Here is a 20015-nt window from a genome sequence, read left to right as displayed (position 1 = left end):
GACTCTCTCAAACGAACTAGAACGCTGGAGTGGCTGAGACGGGTCGACACTGTCATCTTGCGGCAATGTGGCGTTTGCGGTCATTTTCGACCGATCCAAAGGCAGTTGCTGCAGGAACGGCAACAATATTTGCGTGGTCGATAACTTGATTGATCGCATCGCCGTCAGCCGCGACAGCCTCAATTGCGCCGCTGCGTTGCATGTCGAGTCTCCAATAGCAACGTGTTCCGCGTATCGGTTCAACGTTGACAGTTGCGGTACGAGAGGGTGACCTTGCAGCGCGGTGAAGGGAAATTAAAATCCGCCATGGACTTGATAAACGATTGTTATCGCTGCTTTCCGAGTGGCAGGATTCTGTAGTCGGGATGCACGACCACATCGCACATTGGGCCCGGCGTATCCTGTCAGCAGAGAGCTCTGAGCCACGCTGAGTCACCGAATCCGCAATGAACGCCGTCATGACCCCCCACAACGTCGACGCTACTTAGGTCGCGAGCCCGGAGAGACGCTCTATCCGTAATCTGCGTGAGCGAAACGCACGAAGAACTCTAATGTCAGCCATTCATAATGCGCATGAATAACTCAAATACATTTTGACCGGCTAGCGGGTTTGGCGTCTTGCGTGCTAACCGCGCCGTTCTATCTAGGCATTACTTGCCTTCTGCTGACGCTTTGAACTACCTGCCTTCCTCGGAAGTCGTCTCGTACTCGGTTTCTCGCACCCGTGACTCTGTAGGGTTGATGATGGACGCAAGTGTTGGCGAGCAAAATCGCAGGACGCATCTCAAGAAGCGATACAGCTATCTCCCTCTTGCACCGGCGGCGGCAGCGATTTGTTATCCATTTCTGCTCGATGCTTTCCATGCTATCGTCGGTACGCAAGTCGTAAGTCTGCCATCTTTCGCAGTCGCCGGCGCGACATTTGTCTTGGCCGTTGCGTTCGTGGTGCCGTTTCTCGGGATCGCCCTAGCTTGTCGACCAATGTACGGTCCCGGTTCAAGACGCCTCGCCTATGCGAGTGTAGTGTCGCCGACGCTCTATGTGTTTCTCGGCGTTGTGCAAGCCCTAATCAAGAGCCCTATTCCCGATGAGGTCATTTGGTGCGCGTTCTGGCTCGCAATCGCGAAATGGTCGCAGTCTGCCCGAGATCCGGTTAAATCAGCTGAGCCTGTGATCGGAGGTTGGCGGAGTGTCCACGGAGTAACGGCCCTGGTGCTCAGCCTATATGTGGTGTTTCATCTCGCCAACCATCTGTTCGGCTTGATAGGTCCTGACGCGCACGCCGCAGTAATGAAGATCGGACGCATAGTTTATCGCTCTGCCGTAGGTGAACCGTTGTTAGCTGCAACGATGCTTTTCCAGATCGGCACCGGCCTCCTTCTGACGTGGCGCTGGAGCGCTTCGGCGCATAACTTCCAGAGGACCTATCAGGTCGCTTCGGGAGCCTATCTTTCAGTCTTTATTCTCGGCCACATGAATTCGGTCTTCGTCTACGCTCGAAGCTTTCTCGGCATACCCACGGATTGGAACTTCGCAATCGGAGCTCCGACTGGGCTCATTCATGACGCTTGGAACATCCGTCTACTGCCTCACTACGCGCTCGGTGTCTTCTTTGTCCTGAGCCATCTCGCTTCAGGATTAAGGGTGGTGCTGATCGCACACGGTGTTGATCAACGTGTTGCCGGTCGTCTTTGGGGTGCCTGCCTCGCTATAAGCGCGGTCGTAGCGTCAGCAATCATCGCGGGAATGTCTGGAGTTCGGATCGGCGCATTCATCTCGTGAGTTTCGTCAGCTCTGGCATACGTCTTTTGGACAAGGCATTGATTTGCTCTCCTGTCGATGCTTCCAAGCGAACCATTCCTAGTGTGGCGCCGCCGAACGATGGCTACGATCCGGCGACCGCTGATGAGGTATAGACCTGCTGCCTTCCCGAAGCAGCAAAGATCACTTGCGATTCTTGATGCGCATGCAATCCGACGGTCTCACCTCGGAGAACCCTCCTGCAAAGAACCTATATGGCTTAGGTATCCGTTCTTGGCGAGTCATATAGGTCGCTTGGCGACACATCGTAGTCGAGTCTCGGCACCACTGCGCAATGGCTTGGTCGAGGCGCCGCTTTATCAGGTCGTCTTGCAAGTCGCATCGCAAGCTGTTTCGAAGATGGATACGAATGTTGCGGAGAAGCCGGTTGAACGTTCGCAATTTTGGTCAAAACGACTGATGGACATCAAGTTTCGATCTAAGAAGCCCGCTGCTGAGAATGCGCGCAAGGTCCACTCTTCAGAGCTCTTGCAGGGGATTGCTTCCTGATGGGCGGAGCGGAATGTTTAGCGCCATCAAAACGACGCAGGACAACGTTCTGCATCTTGCTTGGACGTGGTCTAAGCTCCCTCGGAAGCGCAATCGTGAATATCGCCCTGCCGAATATCTCACGTTCTTTTGCGGGTAATGACGCGGCGACCGTTTGGGTCGTAAATGCGTATCAGCTTTCGGCAACAGTCTGCTTGTTGCCCGCCTCAAGTATGGTTGAATCGCTCGGCCTAAAACGCATCTATGCCGCCGGTCTGACCATTTTTGTTCTCGCGTCTTTGGCCTGCGCGTTCGCTCCAACATTGCCTGTGCTGGTGGGTGCCCGCTTGATTCAGGGGAGCCGGAGCGGCTGGGCTTTCTGTCGCCGGCGTTGCCCTCGTACGCGTGGTCTATCCGCGCGGCATGGTCAGTAAAGGCCTTGCACTGGTTGCGTTGGCGGTGGCGATACCAGGTGCATTGGGACCCACCATCGCTGCTGCAATACTTGCCGTTGCAAAATGGCCGTGGTTGTTTCTGGTGAATTTTCCATTCGGCCTCGCCGTACCGTTCTTTATCAACGCCGCACCACCAGACGTTCGATTCACTCGCGCCTTCGATCTGACCGGGACCGCTCTCAACACGCTTGGATTCGGGCTTTTTTTGTCATCGGCGTCGGTACGCTGGGTAGCAGCGACGCGCGCGTTGGGATCGGAGAGATCGTCGCAGGTCTTTTCTGTTTTGGTCTCTTCATTCGACAACAACAGAAGCACCCCATGCCAATGCTGCCATTCGATCTTTATCGAATACCGCTATTTAGCTTATCGGTGTGGACATCTGTCTGCTCATATGCCGCGCAAATCCTGGCCTACGTCTCTTTACCTTTCCTACTTGAGACGCAGATGCATCTTTCTGCCGTAGAAACAGGTTTGCTCTTGACGCCCTGGCCGTTTATGACTGCCGTCACGGCCCCGATCGCCGGTCGCTTGACAAGCCGCTTCCCAACGTCATTGATTTGCAGCATCGGCTTGACGTTGTTGGCGGCCGGCTTGCTTCTCATGGTCTTCTTGCCAACAAATCCGGCAAAGTCGGATATCGCGTGGCGATTAGCCCTTTGTGGTATCGGTTTCGGTCTTTTCCAGACCCCGAACAACACTGCGATGATGACGGCTGGACCAATCGGACGTAGCGGGGCCGCAAGTGGGATGAATGCTGCGGCTCGCTACGTCGGATGGTCGCTGGGTTCCGCCTTGATTTCGCTGATCTTCGGCGTAGGCGGAGATCATAGCGCGATCTTTTGTTTGGTTGCAGGAATGGCGTTTGCTCTGATGGGAGCTGCTACCAGCAGCGTTCGCCAACTCAAATAGTCAAACGCGGAATGCCGCACTTCGTCGAAAGTTGTGTTGCAGTTATCTAGGCGGTGGGCCGCTGTAGACCGCGTGGTGGGACCCTAGATCATGCCCCGAGCCGAGCACCATCCGGACACCTGCGCATTTATCTATCTCCCAGCTAATCCTCCGCTGGCTTTCATTTTTTTGCTAAAGATTTGAGGTGGCGGACAAAGCCGAGCACATCGTCAGGCATCAGACGGCCGATCGCGCGGGTCGAATAGACGGCCGTCACCACCCGACCTTCGGGGTTCAGGACGAAGCCGGTGGCCTGGAGGCAGACGGGATCGTCATTGACGAAGGCGCCGGTCACCGCGGAAACCGCTCGCGCGTCAGCATCGTACGCGACAGGGAAACCAATTTCGTGCTTTTCGACGAGCATCTCCGACTTTTCCTTGTCGTCTACCGATACCGAGACGACCTTGATGCCTTCATCGGCGAATTTGTCCGCCGCTCGCGCGAAAGCGGCCAGCTGAGCGTTGCAGTACGGGCACCAGGAACCACGGTGGAATATAACCACGCCGAACCAACCTGCCAGATCCGTAGGCAAGTTGATTCTGCCGCCCCCGACGCGAGCAAAGGTAAGAGAGGGAAAACTGTCGCCGTTCTGTAGCATCACTATTGGTCTCACTGTTTGAACCGCATGGCGCTCAAACCGCCCGCGGCTTCGTCAAGAACGGCCCGCGCATCCAAGGACCACGTCAACTCGCTGATCCAATCTCCGGCGCGCCGATTTGGAGAGGCGGTTGTCTGGCATATCGAGCCTTCTAACTTCTCAGGCCGACATTGCATGTCGGTCTCAGGATCGAATTCTACGACGTTGGCTTGGAGAATGATCCCAGAACGTCGGGGATGCAAAATCGCTTGTCGCCATAAAGTCAATAAACGATAGTTATTGCCGCCAGCTGCGCAGTACCACTCGGAGCCAGATGCGAGTGTCCGCGTCTGCAGAAACTCACCGCCTCGGCAACCGGTCACCGTCCCAGCCTGCAAGAAACGGCCGCCTATCATTCCGCACTGACATCGCAGCACGTCAATGATGTCGTGCGTGACGTTGACGTGGCACGCCTAATCGACGGGTTCGTGCGGCACGTGGGTCCCTCCCGCCGAACGATCAGAAAGGAGCCGCCTCTCCGTGCACCTTCGACCTCATAAAGACGGTTGTCGCGTTGGAATGGAAACCATAACAGTCAGACATTTCCCCGGGAGATTACGCCAGCTTAGCATCGCTCGAGCCAAACGAGCCACCCCGAGGCGCGCAAAGCAAGGATTAAAGCTCATGAAGATCCGCACCATCATCAGCGCCGCTCTAGGCTTCTCATTGCCCGGCTCTATTTGCGCCCATGATAGCCGGGCGCAGACCGTCACGAAGAACTTCGAGGCGACTATTCCCAATATTTCTGGCAAGTCGCTGATTGCTGTGGAAGTCGATTACGCGCCGGGTGCGGCCTCTCCGCCCCACACCCATGCGAAATCGGCTTTTATTTATGCCTATGTGATCTCAGGCGCGATCGAGTCGAAGGTAAATGATAGCGGGACGCGCATCTATCGGGCCGGCGAGAGCTGGTCTGAATCTCCGGGTGCGCTCCACTCGATCAGCCGCAACGCAAGCAAGACCGAGCCGGCGAAGCTGCTCGCTGTGTTCGTCCTTGACACCAATGACAGCCAGCTCACCACGCCTAGCAACTGACGCTTTAGGCGCAGTGAGACAACGACGGTTCTCAAGCAGCCAAACATAGACGAGTGCAAGAGTTCACTTCGGTTCACCCGGCCTGCATCGCATTAACGATCTTGGCCACACCGCCTGCACATTCACGGAAAGCCAATTGCCCGCGCCTTCGAGGCGATTTGCGGTAATATTGATAACCCCAACGCAGATCTTCACTTGCGTCGATTGCTTAAACTACTGCGCGACTTAGAACCAACGAACCTCAATATTGCTATACTTGTTGATAACCAGCAATTCGGCCACTCAAAGTGCGCCAGCTAACAACGGCGGTCTGAGGAGGCTTCGGCATCCTGCAAGACTGCGCGGACTTTGACACATCTACCGTACTTGTATCAGTGCACCGTCTCAAGGAGCTCCCGTCGGTTGGAGCGGCGGCGCTTAGATTAAGTGAGTTTGCAAGCATACATCGCAAAGTTCAGAGAGAACACAGCTCTCCGCGGTGCTCGGACTAATCATTCATGCGCCGGGAAACATAGACTGAAGCACGTCATCGCGCAGATAAAAGTAGTGGAAGAGAGCCGCGGCTGTATGCGCGCAGGCAACCCAGAGGATGCTGTAACCCAGCGTGGTATGTATTCCCATGATCACATGACCAAGACCACGCGCCTTCGTGATCTGGGGAGCGATGTCGAATCCCGGAAGGGTGACGGGGATCCCCTCAAGCCAGGTACCAAGCACGGCCGTGGTAGGAATCGCAATGAGCAACGCATAAAGAGCGAAGTGGACGAGCTGCGCGGTTAGGGTCATCCATCGCCGCATCGGCTGCTTCACTGGCGCGCCGCCGATCAGGCGCCATATCAACCGCAGTGCGACGATACCGAAGACAAGAACCCCGAGCGCTTCGTGTATCCTTCGGAGCCCGTCCGCGGAGGCGGAATAGAGCGAGTAGCCATCGCCACTGCTCAGCACAAAAGCAACAAGAACCAGCATGACCGTCAACCAATGGAACAATCGGGCGCCGGCGCCGTAGCGAGAAGAAGTGCTGCGCAAAGCGATTACCTAACCTTAAGGGCGCCGTGGCATTTGATGAACTGTTGCGGCGCGTCGCGAGAGATGTGAGCGCGGATTACCTCTGGTTCAATATGCCGGCGGACAACTCGTTGCCTTCCGCTTGGTCGCGTCCCGTTGGCGGCATTTAGCATTTGAACACGCTGGTTGAAGAATGACCCGCAACTGCGGCGCGTGAACTCACCTTTAGCCATAGATTCGATAGGCAATCGTTATTGCCGCCTCAGCGGCGTGGCGACGCCCTAGCGTGGAACGCCTGCAGGCCCAAGAGATCCGCGCTCGCGCCTTCGGACAACTCGACTTGGCTCGTTCCACGACGCCGCTCGCTTACCGTGTCGCCAACAAGGCGATCGGCATACGGCAACCTGGATCTCTGGAGACGCGACGGGTGGCATTCCTCGCCACGACGTCGTCGGTCGCCAATAACGGTCGTCTATCGACTCTATGTCGAAAGGTGATTTCCTTCGGCGGTCTTGCAAGCTCATTCTGCAACGCATCGTCGTACCGCAGCCTTCAAAGTGCGTCACCAACACGCGATCAGATCGAGAAGCCGGGAGGCTCGATATGCAAAGCAACGGCGTAACACCGACCTCAGCAGCTGGTAAGGTCGCCTATTTCGGTAGGCCATGGAAAGATGGTGACCGGTGCGCAACGGCGACCAAGATTGGCGAGACGCTCCGTGCCTTCGTCCAGCCCAGCCACAAAGAAGTGTACAACTTGATCGCGCCGGATTTTCTCGATCAAGCCGCCCGGTTGCAGCGCCGCTGGCGTCACGCTTTTGGTGCCCCTCAGGGCAACGCTGAACAGCGTCGTCGAGGAGACGGATGATGTCAGGTAGCCCTGCAGCAATTCCACTTCGCGCGCTCCCTCCGGATGACCGCGTTTTGGCGCGGGTGCTCGCGGCTTACGTGGCGTCGGCCACAATCTGGCTTGTATTCGCCACGGCCGTGGGGCTCCTCGTCAGCTTCAAATTCGCTTACCCTGATTTCGCGACCACGCCGGCGCTGTCGTTCGGTCGGCTGCGCGCCATACACACCAGCGGAACATTTTATGCCTGGGCGAGCCAAGCGCTGATTGGGCTTGCGCTGTTCGTCGCTGCTCGCAGTTCTGGCGCAAGGCTCTACAGCGAGCGCCTCGCATGGATCAGTCTTGCGCTCCTTAATCTTGCCGCGGTAATGGGCACGGTCACGCTCGATCTCGGGTTCACCTACGGCCAGGAGTATCGCGAATGGCTATGGTGGATTCGCGTAATCCTCGGACTCGGCTTGATCACCGCGGCCTGGAATATGATCGCCACTGTCGAGCGCCGGGATGGCGAACATATCTATATTTCTAACTGGTATACTATCGGGGGCACGCTGTGGACGATTGTTATGGTCCTGGTGTCGATGTTGCCCTGGTATCAGTACGGCCTGGGTCAGGTCGCGGTACAGGCCTTCTTCATGCATAACGCCGTCGGACTATGGTTCACGCCTCTATCACTCGGTGTGTCTTACTATGCGCTGCCGAAGCTCCTGAACCGGCCGATCTATTCATATTCTCTAGGCGTCTTTGCATTCTGGACCAACCTCATCTTTTATCCCATCATTGGCGCGCATCATTTTGAATTCAGTCCACTACCATGGTGGCTGCAGACTACGGCCATCGTCTTCAGTGTGGCCATGCTCGTTCCAGTATTGAGTGGCTCAGCAAACTTTCTTCTCACCTTCCGGGGGACTCACGAATGGATATATCGCTCGCCAGCGGTTTTCATCCTAGTCGGCGTCTACGGCTATTTACTGGGTTCGACGCAAGGCACATTCGAGGCGTTTCGCTCGCTGCAGCAGCTTTGGCATCTGACTAATTACACGGTAGGGCACTCGCACCTCACGATGTATGGCTTCGTCACCTTCGCGATCTGGGGCGGCATCTATGCACTGTTGCCGCGCGCAACCGGGAAGTATCCTTACAATCTAGCGATGGGCATTCATTTTTGGCTGTCTGCCGTCGGTGTAGTCATCTATGTTGCGGCGCTGTCGGCCGCCGGCACCATTCAGGGGCTCGATTGGTTCCGAGGACTCACCTTCATCCAGTCGGTCGAAGATGCCGCGCCATACTGGATGTGGCGCTCCGTGGGCGGCTCCCTGATGTTCGCCGGTCATTTAGTCTTCGCTTTCAACGTCTGGACGATGACCTACGGTAGGTCCTGCGCCGAGCTCGCCACAGCCAAGACGGTGTCAGCATGAACAGGACATTGGCCATTTCTGGCGGTTCAACGCTGATCTACACTGGATTAGCCGTTCTTATGGGCGTGCTGCCAGGGATCTGGCTGTCGAAGGTGCCGCCGACGCCGGGCCTTAAGCCACTAACCCCGATTGAGGCGCGGGGTCGAGACGTCTATGTCTCCGAAGGCTGCTTCTATTGCCATACCCAGCAAGTACGCCCGCTCTCCGGTGATAAGCCGTTTGGCCGCCCGTCTGCGCCGGGCGATTACGCCTACCAGACTACGGAATTGCTAGGTTCGGAGCGCACTGGTCCAGACTTGAGCAATATCGGCGCGCGGCAATCGAGTAGCATATGGCAGTACATCCATCTCTATCAACCGCGTGCAGTTGTACCACAATCGATCATGCCGGCCTTCCCCTGGCTGTTTAGGATTGTGGGCAGACTGCCACCAGGAGAGAAAGCGGTGCCATTGCCGCCCCAGTTCTCGTCAGGCGATATCGTCATCCCCAGCGACGACGGCAAGGCGCTAGTTGCCTATCTGTTATCACTGAAGCAGCCCCCACTCGCTCCGGCACAGACCCGCGCCGCGACTAAGAGCTCTTCGACTGGATCCCTGGGGTTTGACGCCACCAAGGGCGCTGCATTGTTCGCCGACAACTGCGCATCCTGCCATGGCGCGGAAGGCATGGGTGTGCCGGGAACGTTTCCGCCGCTTGCTGGAGATGCGGTGGTGAACGACGCCAATCCCACTGCACACATTGGCGCCGTGCTGCACGGACTTAGCGGGCGCGTAATCAACGGTCAGAGCTATGAAGCGCAAATGCCGGGGTTTGCCGATCAACTGTCTGATCAGCAGATTGCTGACATCATCGATCACGAACGATCCTCATGGGGCAATCGTGGTGCCTTAATCAGTGCGGCTGATGTCGTCGCGGCCCGTGCCAATGAACCATTGCAGAAGCAAGCCGCGACGCCGAAAGAGGCCTCACCGGTAGCGGCCCCGGCATCGACGTTCGATGCTGCGGAAGGATCGAAGCTCTTCGCCGGCAACTGCGGCGTCTGTCACGGTGCGGAGGGCAAAGGCGTTCCTGGCACATTTCCGCCACTTGCGGGCGATCCGGTCGTTAATGCCACTGATCCCGCCGAACACATCGTCACCATGCTGCGCGGCCTCAGCGGCAAGGTAATCGACGGCCAGAAGTACGAAGTGGAGATGCCGCCGTTCGCTGACCGACTCTCTGATCAGCAGATCGCCGATATCATCAATCACGAGCGCACGTCCTGGGGTAACCACGGGGCGTTGGTGACACCTGCCGAGGTCACGAAGCTCCACAGCAAAAAATAGGAGGTGAGAATGACCGATACGATTACCGCCTGGATTCTCTCGGCGCTTGGCTACCTCTGCACCTCGCCTGCGACCGCTGGTGGTGCTGGCGGTCCGAATCTTGCCGGACCACTGCTCGGCAACGTGCTAGTGGCGGGCGGAGCCGGGCTCGTGACAGTCAGTTGCATCGTGGCGGCCGTGTCGATGCTTATCGCCCCGGGCGAACGAGACCCCGATCATCCCAAATATCGCGTCCTGCATGCCGACCGTTAAAGGAATGCAGCACGTGCCCGATCCGCGCATCCGAATCTATCTCGACGAAGCGGCCGATCCAGTGACCGATCAGCGGCCGCCGGCGCAGATATCGCTCGACACAAAGAGCCTCGTCGACGGCGAGCACGCCCTGCGCATCGAAGCCCAGGACGCCACCGGCCAGGTCGGCATCCGACGCCTCCAATTTCAGGTTCGCAACGGCCCCGGGATCACAGTTAGCGGGCTTGGTGATGGGGCCCTCGTTCACGGTACGCTCCGCTTCATAGTCAACGCGTTTGGAGCCGAAGAGCCATTTGAGCCGCACCGGGCGGAATCGCCCTCGCCAATCCCTGTTTGGGTGTGGGTGCTGAGCCTCCTCATCGTTGCTTGGACCGCCTGGTATGTTGCAACGCTTTGGAACGTTCCGACGGACTACGCCAAAACGCCAACCTACTCCACGTCCATGAATCCCTTCAAATAGCGCGCCCGAGGCAACTAATGCCACGCATCATAGTCAACAAACACGGCTTCCCCGGCGTCAGGAAGCGCTCGGACTATGCTAGGCGGCGAAAGCCCTACTACGCCCGCATCAGCACTGGTTGCGAAACCTTCATTTATAGCAAGAATTTCGCGACAGCCGAAGAGGCCGCTTCAGAATATCAACGAATGAAGGCTGAAAAATCATCGCCATATCGTCCAGGGACCACCGGTCAGCATCCTGCGACGAGCTACCCAACAAGTAAGAGGTTTGATCATGGAAATTCGCCTCGGCACCAGGCGAAGTGACCTGGCCCGCTGGCAAGCCAGTCACGTCGCCAATCTTATTCGCGGCGTCGAGCCGGCCGCTGAGGTCAGGATTGTTTTCACAAGTTCGGTTGGCGATAGAGATCGAAGGTCGTCCTTTCATCAGTTTGGGGGCGTCGGAGCATTCACGAAGGAGGGCGAAGACAGGCTTATGCGAAAGGAAGTTGACCTGGTCGTTCATTCTCTCAAGGATCTTCCGACTAGATTGCGGCAAGGCTTGGTATTAGCGGCTGTTCCCAAGAGAGAGGATGCTCGTGACGCCATTTGTGGCGTTACACTAGATCAGCTACGACCGGGGCTACGCGTCGGCACCGGATCAATTCGCCGCAAAGCGCAACTTCTCGCTCTATGCAATGGTCTCGATGTTCGACCCATCCGCGGGAACGTTTCTCCAAGGCTTCGTAAGGCAAAGATCCGGGACGGAATAGACGCTACTCTATTGGCAGCGGCGGGACTGTCCCGGTTAGGGTTGCTACATGAGGCCTCACAGGTTCTAGACGCGAATGTCTTTCCGTATGCAGCCGGCCAAGGCGCTCTCGCGGCCGAAGCTCGCGAAGAAGATACGGAACTCATAGCATTGCTTCAAAAGATAGAAGATCGGAAATCGCGCACTGAAGTAGATGCAGAGCGCGCCCTGATGAGAAGTCTCGATGCGGGTTGCAGCCTACCCATCGGCGTTTCCGCCACGTGGGTCGCCGGGACACTAACGCTTCGAGGACAGGTGACTCATCCAGATGGTCAATCGAAGATTGCTGATGAATGCGTTGGTCCGGCCGATCAGGCCGAGGCAATCGGCAGACGTCTCGGGCACAAGCTTCTTCAGCAAGGTGCAGGCGAGATACTGAAGGCCGTGCATCGTATGATGGAAGTACAGGGAGTGCTTCCATAGTGGTTTACGAGCCAAGAAAGTTGCTTCTGCGTGCGCTTGCCGGCGAGCGTACGGAACGACCGCCAATCTGGCTTATGAGACAAGCTGGCCGGTACCTGCCAGAGTATCTTGTAACGCGGGCCGCAGCCGGCGGAATGCTGGAGCTGTGCAACTCGCCGGACCACGCGGTAGAAGTCACGCTTCAGCCGATCCGGCGATTTGGATTCGATGCGGCCATTCTATTCGCGGACCTTCCGCAGATTGCCGCAGCGCTTGGCCAAGTGCTCGAATACAAGGAGGGCGATGGGCCGGTTCTGTCGCCCCCGATCCGTACGGCTGCGGATGTGGCGCGCCTTAGTCGTACTTGGTTGCACCAGAAATTGGCGCCGATCTATGAGACGGTGCGACGACTCACCGTCGCCCTCCCTCCCAACGTGGCCTTGATTGGCTACGCGGGGGCGCCCTGGACAGTGGCTACTTACATGGTTGAGGGTCGCGGCGGCGGTGCCACCGACCATGCCACTATCAAGCGATGGGCGTTGAGCGACCCAGAGGAGTTTCAGCCACTGATCGACCTGTTGACCGAAGCCATCACTCAGTTCCTGGGACGACAGATCGAGTCGGGCGCAGAAGCCATCCAGCTATTTGAGAGCTCGGCGGGTATCCTCCCTGAACCTTTCTTCCAGCGCTGGTGCGTGCAGCCCGTAGCCGCGATCGTGAGCGCCCTTCGCGCCAAATATCCCGACACCCCGATCATTGCCTTTCCGCGCGGCGCCGGTCTGCTTTACGTTGGCTACGCCGAAGCGACCGGGGTCAATTGTGTAGGCCTGGACAGCACCGTCCCGCTCGCTTGGGCTGCCGACAGAATACAGGGCGCCCTTGGGTGCTGCGTGCAGGGCAGCCTGGACAACCAACTACTCGGGAGGCGCAGCGATGTACGCAGAAACCGACCGCATCCTGGCGGCCTTGGGCCGGGGACCGTTCATTTTCAATCTCGGTCATGGCATTCTGAAGACCACACGCCCCGAGCATGTCCAATCCTTGGTGCGTCACATAAAGTCGCAATAGCTCGATGGCAGAGGTTGAGCTACCTGGATCCTAATCGAAATCAAATCAGTGCCGTATCCGTATCGCTGCAACAATGCTCGCACAAGCACATCGTACTTGGCCCATAATGTCCGCACCTATCAGCAGTACCGTCGCTCGGCATCTATCAAGCGCGACGAGCAAATAACTGAACGCGATTCCCGGCGTCGGGCCACGCTGGCAACAGCTTGTGGTCGCCGGCATTGCTGATGCCACGGCCTTCGTAGCTTTCGTCGCATCACGTCGCCGAGTGAGTACGCCGCCTAAATCTCAAAGCTGGCGACCGGGTTTGTTGCCCAGCGCGCGCGAGAACTCCTCATTTTGTGTCGGCAGGTTAAATCAAATCTTGATCGAGCTGCGCTGACGCTGAAGTTAACCTTGTCAGGTTCCATCTGCTTGCATTTCAAGTGGGACCTACGGGCCTTGGTCCGAGGGTCGCCCGGAACACCGGGACCTTAATTCGGTTCGCCGAGCACGAACGTGAAGGGCACAACGAAGAGTTCATCGCCCTGATCATCACTGACATGCAAAATCCAGTCACGCCAATCCTCGAGGCTGCGCTCTCTAGTGAGAGATTGAACGATACGGTTCGCATGATCCCGCGCATCAGCAATATCTTCCACCACTGCGCCGCGGCGATCGACGAAAACCTTCTTGGTGTTCGAACAGTGGAAATATACGTGCGTCACTTCGGCTCCTTCAAACGCAACGGTTTGCCAAGATACTTCAGCGTTGCCGGTTTCCTTGATGATGGGATGCCAGGAGATTTCGGTTAGGTGCACCCCAGGTTTCACGCGTGGTTGTGCATCGGGGGACTGCCTCGTGCCGCTGGTGGGCAGGAAGAACCATCTCCTTTCCATTGTCCGGCTTGCTATTATAATTTCATGCCGAGGCTCCGCGACGCGTCTCCGATAAGCTCCCGGTGCGAAGCTCCCCAGAGCAGGACAGTCCCAACGGCGGCAGAGAGAATCGAGGCGGCGAACACAGCAATTTTTGCGGCCGAGAAGTCAGTGGCGTTTGGAAATGCCTGACCGGCGATGAAGAGCGACATCGTGAAGCCAATCCCAGCGAGGGCTCCCGCCCCGCCCAACTGCCGCCACGAGTACTCGTCCGGCTTGACGGCTAGGCCTGTGCGCACAGCCGCGGCGGCCGCGAGGAAGACGCCGAGCGGCTTTCCTAAAGCGAGACCAGCGACGATCGCGGCCATGAGCCGGCCATGGCCGACGAAGACGCCTGGGTTGATCATCATTCCCGCATTCGCCAATGCGAAGATTGGGAGGATAGCGTAGCTTGATCGCGCGCCGGCATGTCGCAGCAGCCGATCGGCGGGCGACTCAAGTCTCTCGTAGATTGCCTCGAGCGCGTGCAGAGCCGAAGTAGAGGGGACGTTCCTAAGAACTTCACCCTCGCGCCGAGCCTCGGACGCGATGATGGTGCTCGCCTGCGTCATCAGGGCTTCTAAGTTGGCGGGCGGTCGCGTCGGAATAAACAACGCAAGTACCACCCCGGCCAACGTAGGGTGCAGGCCGCCAGCGTATACGGACGCCCAAAGCGCAACGCCCAACAGGATGTAGGGCGACAGAAAGTAGACTCCAGATCGGCTCAGCAGCACCAGCGCAACTACAACTGTGGCGGCCGCAGCAAGGTAAGCCAGATGGATCTCACCAGAGTAAAACAGAGCGACGACGACGATCGCGCCGATGTCGTCAACGATGGCCGCCGCAGTGAGGAAGATACGCAGCTCCACGGGGACGCGGGAGCCCATCACCGCAATCAAAGCAACCGCGAACGCGGTGTCGGTCGCCATCGGGACACCCCATCCGCGCGACCACGGCCCCGCTGGGATGATCAGCGCATACAGAAGCGCCGGTCCGACCATGCCGCCGAGCGCGGCCACGATCGGAAGCGCGGCCGAACGACGGCTTGCGAGATGGCCCACCGTCATCTCGCGCTTGACTTCCAATCCAACGACCAGGAAGAACACTGTTAACAGCCCGTCATTGACCCAATCGAAGATGGGCTTCCGAAAGGTTATGTTGCCCAAGCTCACGCCGAACTCGCGGCGCCAGAGCGCCTCGAAGTGCGGCCCGATGGGCGAGTTCGTCAAGATGATCGCCGCCACGGCCGCGAGGACGAGCAGAATGCCGGCTGACGGGCCCCAGCTCGCAAAGTCCAAGGCAGCCGTACGAACGCGGTGACCGAGCGTGCCAAGCATCGCATCGACGAAAGAACTCTCGTCCCACGGCCCGTCGTAGCGCCGACGGTTGATGTAGAAACTTGGCGTGAATCTCACTCCGCTCGCGCGCGCGCTTGCGATGTCCGACTCCACTCTCGACCTCGCCCGCCGTACGGCTTCGCTCTCGCCAAGCGAGAGGTCCGCGTTCACACCGAGGTCTGCGGCCACCGCGAAGAGATCGTCTTCCGTGAGCTGCGCCGATCTCGTCATAAGCTTGATGTGCGCGGACCAGAACGCTTCGGGCGTCCGAGCGAGCTCAACGATCTGTGCAGCCCAGAATGAAAGACTGTTGTTCGCGAGCGGCTTGTGACGGAACACATAGCAGATGCGGTCGCCGAGTTGATCGCGCGCCTGCGCGATGCGATCGTTGGCAGCCCTGCAGTGCGGACACGCGTAGCTGCCGTACTCGACCAGCGAGACCTCGGCGTCGGGAGGGCCGAGCACATGTTCCGTATCGTGATCGACCGGTCGATCAAGTCGGCCTGACGGAAATATGAGCTTCATCGCTGCGCGGTCCCGAGTGTTCGCGCCTGGCTACGACCTTGGCGCGGCCGTCGCGGTGTTGAAGATTGTGAATATGCCACCACCGGTTGGCGGCGTGTATGAAGTCCTTGTTTCGACGACGCTGCAGGAGAGCCCAGTAGGCTGCACGCGCGGCAGGAAAAGGCGCACCACCGTTCCGGCACCGGGCTCGCTCTCTATCCAGACCGCGCCACCTTGTCTCTCAGCGAATTGCCGGACCTGGGGGAGTCCGAGTCCGGTCCCGCTACCTTTGAGCTTTGTCGTGAAGTATGGGTTGAAGGCCTGCGAAAGGACATTCTCGGTCATGCCCTCTCCACGGTCGGCGACGACAATCTCGACAAACTCTCCCGCAGTTACGGTGGAAGCCTCGATGTTCCGCGCCACGATAGTAATCACGCCGCCGGTTGGCATTGCATCGGCCGAGTTTCGGCAGAGATTGAGCAAGGCGAAGTACAGCTCTTCCGCGTCGGCATTGAAGGTCCATAACGCAGGGACGATTTCCGTGCGGACGGAAACGACTGGACGCGGCACCCCATCAAGCGTTCCCGCTATCACTGCGAGCTGACTGCCTGTTATACCATTGGACTTGGGGCGCGGCCTCGCTGCGTCAAGGAGCTGCCGGCTGAGCGACGCGCTTCGTGTGATCGCATGCTGCATTCTATCAACGATGGCCCTCCGGTACGCAGCATCGCTCTGACGCTCGATTTCCCGCAAACCGCTCCCGATGACGGTGAGAAGGTTATTGATGTCGTGAACGAACTGCCTCACGTCCGCTATCGTCTCCGCCATTGTCCCCCCGACCGCGCCTCGCGCCTCGCGCGGCGGATCGGTATGGCGCAAAATCCCCGATACCTCGCCGTCGGACCCGACGACTTGGATCTCCACACATCTGAACGAGCGGCCGCCACCATCATCGTGCACGCAGCTCATCCTTCTGACCGCACGCTCCACTCCAACCGCAGCACCGTTCCCGTCCACGAGCACGACCACGTCCTCCAACGGCGGGCCCTCGACGCGGCCGGGGATTGTCTCGCCGATATGCATTTCGGGATCTCCTGGCATCGGATCGTTCGAGGAAACGTCGGCAACTCCAGCCGCCGCCGCGGACGGGCGACGATGCATCTACATTGGGCCAACGACGGTCGAAACCAAAATCACCTCTCGCCATAAAGTCGATAGCCGACTGTTATCGGAATAGCTCAGAAGTGTGCGGCGTGCTGCGGGCGCCAGCTGCACCTAGTCGCCTCGGTCCAGTAGAACTCTTCGCGGCCAAGAACGGGTGTTCACGCGACGATCCTTTGCCCTGGTTCCAAGCCTCAGCAATAGCAATGGTGCCGTGGGCGTCCCGTTAGCCAAAAAGCGCCCGCCCGTTCCGCTGCGGTCGGAAGCGCGATTGCCAGTGCGTCAGAGCATTTGCGGCGAGCTGCCCTTACTTTGCGGCTCCCCACTCGCACGGATATGCGGACGCCGATGACATCGGGCGAAGCAGCAGTCCGACCGCGTTCAGGCACCAATGCCAATGCGCGCGACAAATTTCCTCGACTAGCGGCACCATCGCGCTGCGCTCCCGTGGGCCCTAGCGGTCCGCCAATAATGGTCGTCTATCGACTTCATGGCGAGAGGTGATTTCACTGGCCCGCGCTGCAATGTCATTCTCTCGCAGAGTTCCACTCTTATAGGAGGTGCTATGAACGCTCGACTTCGCATTTGCGCGTCTGCGCTCGCACTTGTGATTCCGATCGCAATTGCCGCGTCGTCCAAATCATCAGCCGCCCCAATTGTTAGTACGCCCATCAAGGCGGCCATACCATCGTTGACGACAGATGTGCGCTTAAGGGTGCGGCCTGGTCATCCTCTTGAACCGGCAACATACGGTCGCTCGGCCTACGATGGCTCTTGGGACCTCGTCTTCGTGACGCAACGAGGAACCTGCGATTCCAGCTACAGTTTTACTGTCGATGTGACCAACGGCATTGTTACGCATCCAAATCTCGTGAAGTTTCGGGGTTACGTCGCAAGGTCGGGCGCGGTTCGCGCCTCCGTGACAGTCCACGACAAATATGCCGCGGGTACTGGCAAACTGTTCGCGACCACCGGTCGAGGGACCTGGAGCGGCCACTCAGGATCAGCGCGCTGCTCAGGCTACTGGTCGGCACAACGTAATTGAAGACGCAATGTCGCCACGCACCCTACTCGACTTTGGCCGGAACGCTATTGCCGCTATGCCATCTTACCGGAGGGTGAGCCGGAAACCATAATGGAATGAGATCTCCCAAACTAGCTAGCGTTGCCGTCCTGCTTAGCTTGCTCTCAGCGGCTTCCGACGGGGCAATGCGGCCGCAGACGCCTCGTTCCATGAGCGAGTCCATCCAGCCGGGCGACGTCGCGCCCCTTGATACTGGTCGACTGGCGTTGGTGATTGGCAATTCAGCCTATCCCGATGCGGACTTTCCTCTTCCTCAAATAACACGCGATGCGGAAGCCTTGACAAATGCTCTTCGCGAGGACGGCTTTTTGGTCGATGCACTTGAGAATACGACGCGTCTCGGAATGACCCGTGCAATCGATCATCTAAAAAAACGACTGCGTTCGAACTCAACTGTGTTGGTTTATTTTGGAGGTTACGGCATCCAATCTGACGGACAGAATTACCTAATCCCCATCGATGCAACGATTTGGAGTGAAGCGGACGTTCGTCGACAAGGTGTAAGCATCGACCACCTCCTTTCGCAACTACGAAATTCCGGAGCACGCGTTAGGCTCGCAGTGATTGAGGCCTCACGCCGCAATCCGTACGAGCGACGCTTTCGAACTTATTCACATGGGCTGGCCCCCATTCTACCGGCCGAGAACGCGCTTGTCCTGAGTTCAGCCGGGCCTGGTGAAGTAGTCGCAGATCCTGAAGGACTGCATAGTCAGCTGATTAGCGCTCTGCTTGTGCAGATGGAAACCTCAAGGGAGATCAAGGAAGTCTTCAATAATACTCGAAACGCGGTGGTGGCTGCTACTCGGGGCCAACAGATTCCAGTTGTGTTATCTACGCTGACGGAGAGTTTCCATCTTTCGCCGGCGCAGATCGGCGCTCCCGCGTACTCCGTCGGCTCTGCGGTTAGTGGTCATCGGTGACGGCGCCTCTTCGAGAACCTGACGATGGACGAGGAGAACCTTATCGCTTCCCTCGAGACGCAGCTTGATTTGATCAAGCGCGTTGGTCTCGCACTTTACACCCAAGCTATGGAGCGGGGAGTACTAAGCTTTGGCATCATACCGCAGGTGCTCGTACACGCTCCCGCCGCGCGACGTCGTCGAGAGCGCCGTTCCAAACTCAGTTATATTCCAGCAATGTCGGACCGGTCCCCTGAAGCAGGAGCCTCAGCTCGGCAGACTGCCTCCCCAGCGCCGATCCTAGCGGCATAGTCTCGATAGCCGAAGGTGATTGGACGGTCCGTGACCGGGCGTCTATCTTTCTACAACAGAAAAGTACTGCCAGTTGCCTGCGCTGCTGAGCACCTGCGTCGTGCTCCCCGCGAGGGCCGGCGCTGGCGCTGCATTTGCGGCTATCGATGCAGCGTCACGGAGAACGTTACCAGCTACATCGAGCGACAGCGGGTTGAGATACTGAATTGACTCCGCCTTCGTTCGCTCCGTCCGCCGCGGCTAAGTGAACGCGACCGCAACAGCAAGGCTCTTTGCAAAGAAGGAGACCTTACCATGGCAGGGACTGCAGAACGCTCAATACTGGCAGGGGGTTGCTTCTGGGGAATGCAGCAACTGCTAAGACGATTGCCTGGTGTCATCTCAACGCAGGCGGGCTACTCGGGCGGCGACGTCAAGAACGCCACGTACCGCGATCACGGCACGCACGCCGAAGCGCTCGAGATCATGTTCGACCCGCGTCAGACGACCTTCCGAGAGTTGCTCGAGTTCTTCTTCCAGATCCACGACCCAACGACCCTGGACCGGCAAGGAAACGACCGAGGTACAAGCTACAGGTCGGCGATTTTCTACACGAGCGACGAACAGCTTCGCGTAGCCCAAGAAACCATCTCCGACGTCGAAGCCTCCGGGCTGTGGCCGGGCAAGATCGTGACGGAGCTTTCGCCCGCTGGCGAGTTTTGGGAGGCCGAGCCTGAGCACCAGGATTACCTGGAACGCCATCCGAACGGCTACACCTGCCATTTCGCCCGTCCCCAGTGGAAGTTGCCACGCAGGACCACTGTCTGAGCAATCGCGCCTTCGGCGGCGTACGCAACGTACGTGCGTTGCGAAGGCGCGTCCAGAATTCATCTCGTGATGACTAGCAATGA

At 58.3% G+C, this 20015-nt stretch carries 18 protein-coding genes and 2 pseudogenes; 12 read left to right on the top strand and 8 right to left on the bottom strand.

Annotation, left to right across the window (positions count from 1 at the left end):
* Positions 1 to 52: 52 nt before the first annotated feature.
* A complete protein-coding gene (locus tag AAFG16_RS08635) occupies positions 53 to 202 on the bottom strand; it encodes a hypothetical protein (RefSeq protein ID WP_342738731.1) in 150 nt (49 codons plus the stop codon).
* 542 nt (positions 203 to 744) lie between these two features.
* Here AAFG16_RS08635 and AAFG16_RS08630 point away from each other — a divergent pair.
* Complete coding sequence (locus tag AAFG16_RS08630; RefSeq protein ID WP_342738729.1) at positions 745 to 1782, top strand: hypothetical protein; 1038 nt, start codon at positions 745 to 747, stop codon at positions 1780 to 1782.
* Between the two features lie 917 nt (positions 1783 to 2699).
* Here the strand turns inward: AAFG16_RS08630 and AAFG16_RS08625 are convergent.
* On the bottom strand, positions 2700 to 3050 hold the full coding sequence (locus tag AAFG16_RS08625; RefSeq protein ID WP_342738727.1) for a hypothetical protein: 351 nt from the start codon (positions 3048 to 3050) through the stop codon (positions 2700 to 2702).
* Between the two features lie 12 nt (positions 3051 to 3062).
* Between AAFG16_RS08625 and AAFG16_RS08620 the strand changes: the two genes are divergently transcribed.
* Positions 3063 to 3653 carry an MFS transporter gene (locus tag AAFG16_RS08620; protein WP_342738725.1) on the top strand — a complete coding sequence of 197 codons (591 nt, stop codon included), beginning with the start codon at positions 3063 to 3065 and terminating at the stop codon, positions 3651 to 3653.
* Positions 3654 to 3813: 160 nt separating this feature from the next.
* Here the strand turns inward: AAFG16_RS08620 and AAFG16_RS08615 are convergent, their stop codons facing one another.
* Positions 3814 to 4290, bottom strand: a complete 477-nt coding sequence (locus AAFG16_RS08615) for a redoxin domain-containing protein (RefSeq protein ID WP_342740876.1) — start codon at positions 4288 to 4290, stop codon at positions 3814 to 3816.
* Positions 4291 to 4953: 663 nt separating this feature from the next.
* Here AAFG16_RS08615 and AAFG16_RS08610 point away from each other — a divergent pair.
* Entirely contained in the window at positions 4954 to 5364 is a 411-nt protein-coding gene (locus AAFG16_RS08610) for a cupin domain-containing protein (protein ID WP_342738723.1), read from the top strand.
* 495 nt (positions 5365 to 5859) lie between these two features.
* Here AAFG16_RS08610 and AAFG16_RS08605 read toward each other — a convergent pair whose 3' ends face one another.
* On the bottom strand, positions 5860 to 6333 hold the full coding sequence (locus AAFG16_RS08605) for a cytochrome b/b6 domain-containing protein (RefSeq protein ID WP_342738721.1): 474 nt from the start codon (positions 6331 to 6333) through the stop codon (positions 5860 to 5862).
* A 669-nt stretch (positions 6334 to 7002) separates the two neighbouring features.
* Positions 7003 to 7266, bottom strand: a complete 264-nt coding sequence (locus AAFG16_RS08600) for a hypothetical protein (RefSeq protein ID WP_342738719.1) — start codon at positions 7264 to 7266, stop codon at positions 7003 to 7005.
* Between the two features lie 38 nt (positions 7267 to 7304).
* On the opposite strand from AAFG16_RS08600, the gene AAFG16_RS08595 reads away from it, so the two are divergent.
* The 6 genes and pseudogenes from AAFG16_RS08595 (at position 7305) to hemE (ending at position 12932) form a co-directional block, all read left to right on the top strand.
* Complete coding sequence (locus AAFG16_RS08595) at positions 7305 to 8636, top strand: cbb3-type cytochrome c oxidase subunit I (protein WP_342740875.1); 1332 nt, start codon at positions 7305 to 7307, stop codon at positions 8634 to 8636.
* The gene (locus AAFG16_RS08590; protein ID WP_342738717.1) at positions 8633 to 9961 is read left to right on the top strand and encodes a c-type cytochrome; all 1329 of its coding nucleotides are present in this window, start codon (positions 8633 to 8635) and stop codon (positions 9959 to 9961) included. Before AAFG16_RS08595 ends, AAFG16_RS08590 begins: the two co-directional genes overlap by 4 nt.
* A gap of 9 nt (positions 9962 to 9970) precedes the next feature.
* Complete coding sequence (locus AAFG16_RS08585) at positions 9971 to 10213, top strand: hypothetical protein (protein WP_265442034.1); 243 nt, start codon at positions 9971 to 9973, stop codon at positions 10211 to 10213.
* Positions 10200 to 10673, top strand: coding sequence for a cytochrome C (locus AAFG16_RS08580; protein WP_342738712.1), 474 nt, complete (start codon positions 10200 to 10202; stop codon positions 10671 to 10673). Before AAFG16_RS08585 ends, AAFG16_RS08580 begins: the two co-directional genes overlap by 14 nt.
* 273 nt (positions 10674 to 10946) lie before the next feature.
* A complete protein-coding gene (gene hemC, locus AAFG16_RS08575; RefSeq protein ID WP_342738710.1) occupies positions 10947 to 11885 on the top strand; it encodes a hydroxymethylbilane synthase in 939 nt (312 codons plus the stop codon).
* Positions 11885 to 12932: pseudogene (hemE, locus tag AAFG16_RS08570) on the top strand (uroporphyrinogen decarboxylase). The gene hemC and the pseudogene hemE overlap by 1 nt, the downstream one beginning before the upstream one ends.
* Before the next feature lie 473 nt (positions 12933 to 13405).
* Here hemE and AAFG16_RS08565 read toward each other — a convergent pair.
* The 3 genes from AAFG16_RS08565 to AAFG16_RS08555 form a co-directional block, all read right to left on the bottom strand.
* Entirely contained in the window at positions 13406 to 13639 is a 234-nt protein-coding gene (locus AAFG16_RS08565; RefSeq protein ID WP_265442191.1) for a hypothetical protein, read from the bottom strand.
* 185 nt (positions 13640 to 13824) lie between these two features.
* Positions 13825 to 15690 carry a Na+/H+ antiporter NhaA gene (gene nhaA, locus AAFG16_RS08560; protein ID WP_342738708.1) on the bottom strand — a complete coding sequence of 622 codons (1866 nt, stop codon included), beginning with the start codon at positions 15688 to 15690 and terminating at the stop codon, positions 13825 to 13827.
* 30 nt (positions 15691 to 15720) lie between these two features.
* Positions 15721 to 16752 carry an ATP-binding protein gene (locus AAFG16_RS08555; protein WP_342738706.1) on the bottom strand — a complete coding sequence of 344 codons (1032 nt, stop codon included), beginning with the start codon at positions 16750 to 16752 and terminating at the stop codon, positions 15721 to 15723.
* A gap of 1311 nt (positions 16753 to 18063) precedes the next feature.
* Here AAFG16_RS08555 and AAFG16_RS08550 point away from each other — a divergent pair.
* The 3 genes and pseudogenes from AAFG16_RS08550 to msrA all read left to right on the top strand — a co-directional run bounded on the left by AAFG16_RS08550 (position 18064) and on the right by msrA (position 19932).
* On the top strand, positions 18064 to 18834 hold the full coding sequence (locus tag AAFG16_RS08550; RefSeq protein WP_342738704.1) for a caspase family protein: 771 nt from the start codon (positions 18064 to 18066) through the stop codon (positions 18832 to 18834).
* Positions 18835 to 18939 (top strand): annotated as a pseudogene (locus AAFG16_RS08545) (bacterioferritin); the annotation flags it as partial.
* Positions 18940 to 19419: 480 nt separating this feature from the next.
* Positions 19420 to 19932, top strand: a complete 513-nt coding sequence (gene msrA / locus AAFG16_RS08540) for a peptide-methionine (S)-S-oxide reductase MsrA (protein ID WP_342738702.1) — start codon at positions 19420 to 19422, stop codon at positions 19930 to 19932.
* Positions 19933 to 20015: the final 83 nt, after the last annotated feature.

The sequence above is a fragment of the Bradyrhizobium sp. B117 genome, from assembly GCF_038969555.1.
Taxonomy (GTDB): Bacteria; Pseudomonadota; Alphaproteobacteria; order Rhizobiales; family Xanthobacteraceae; genus Bradyrhizobium.
This window is presented reverse-complemented; position numbering and strand designations above follow the sequence as displayed.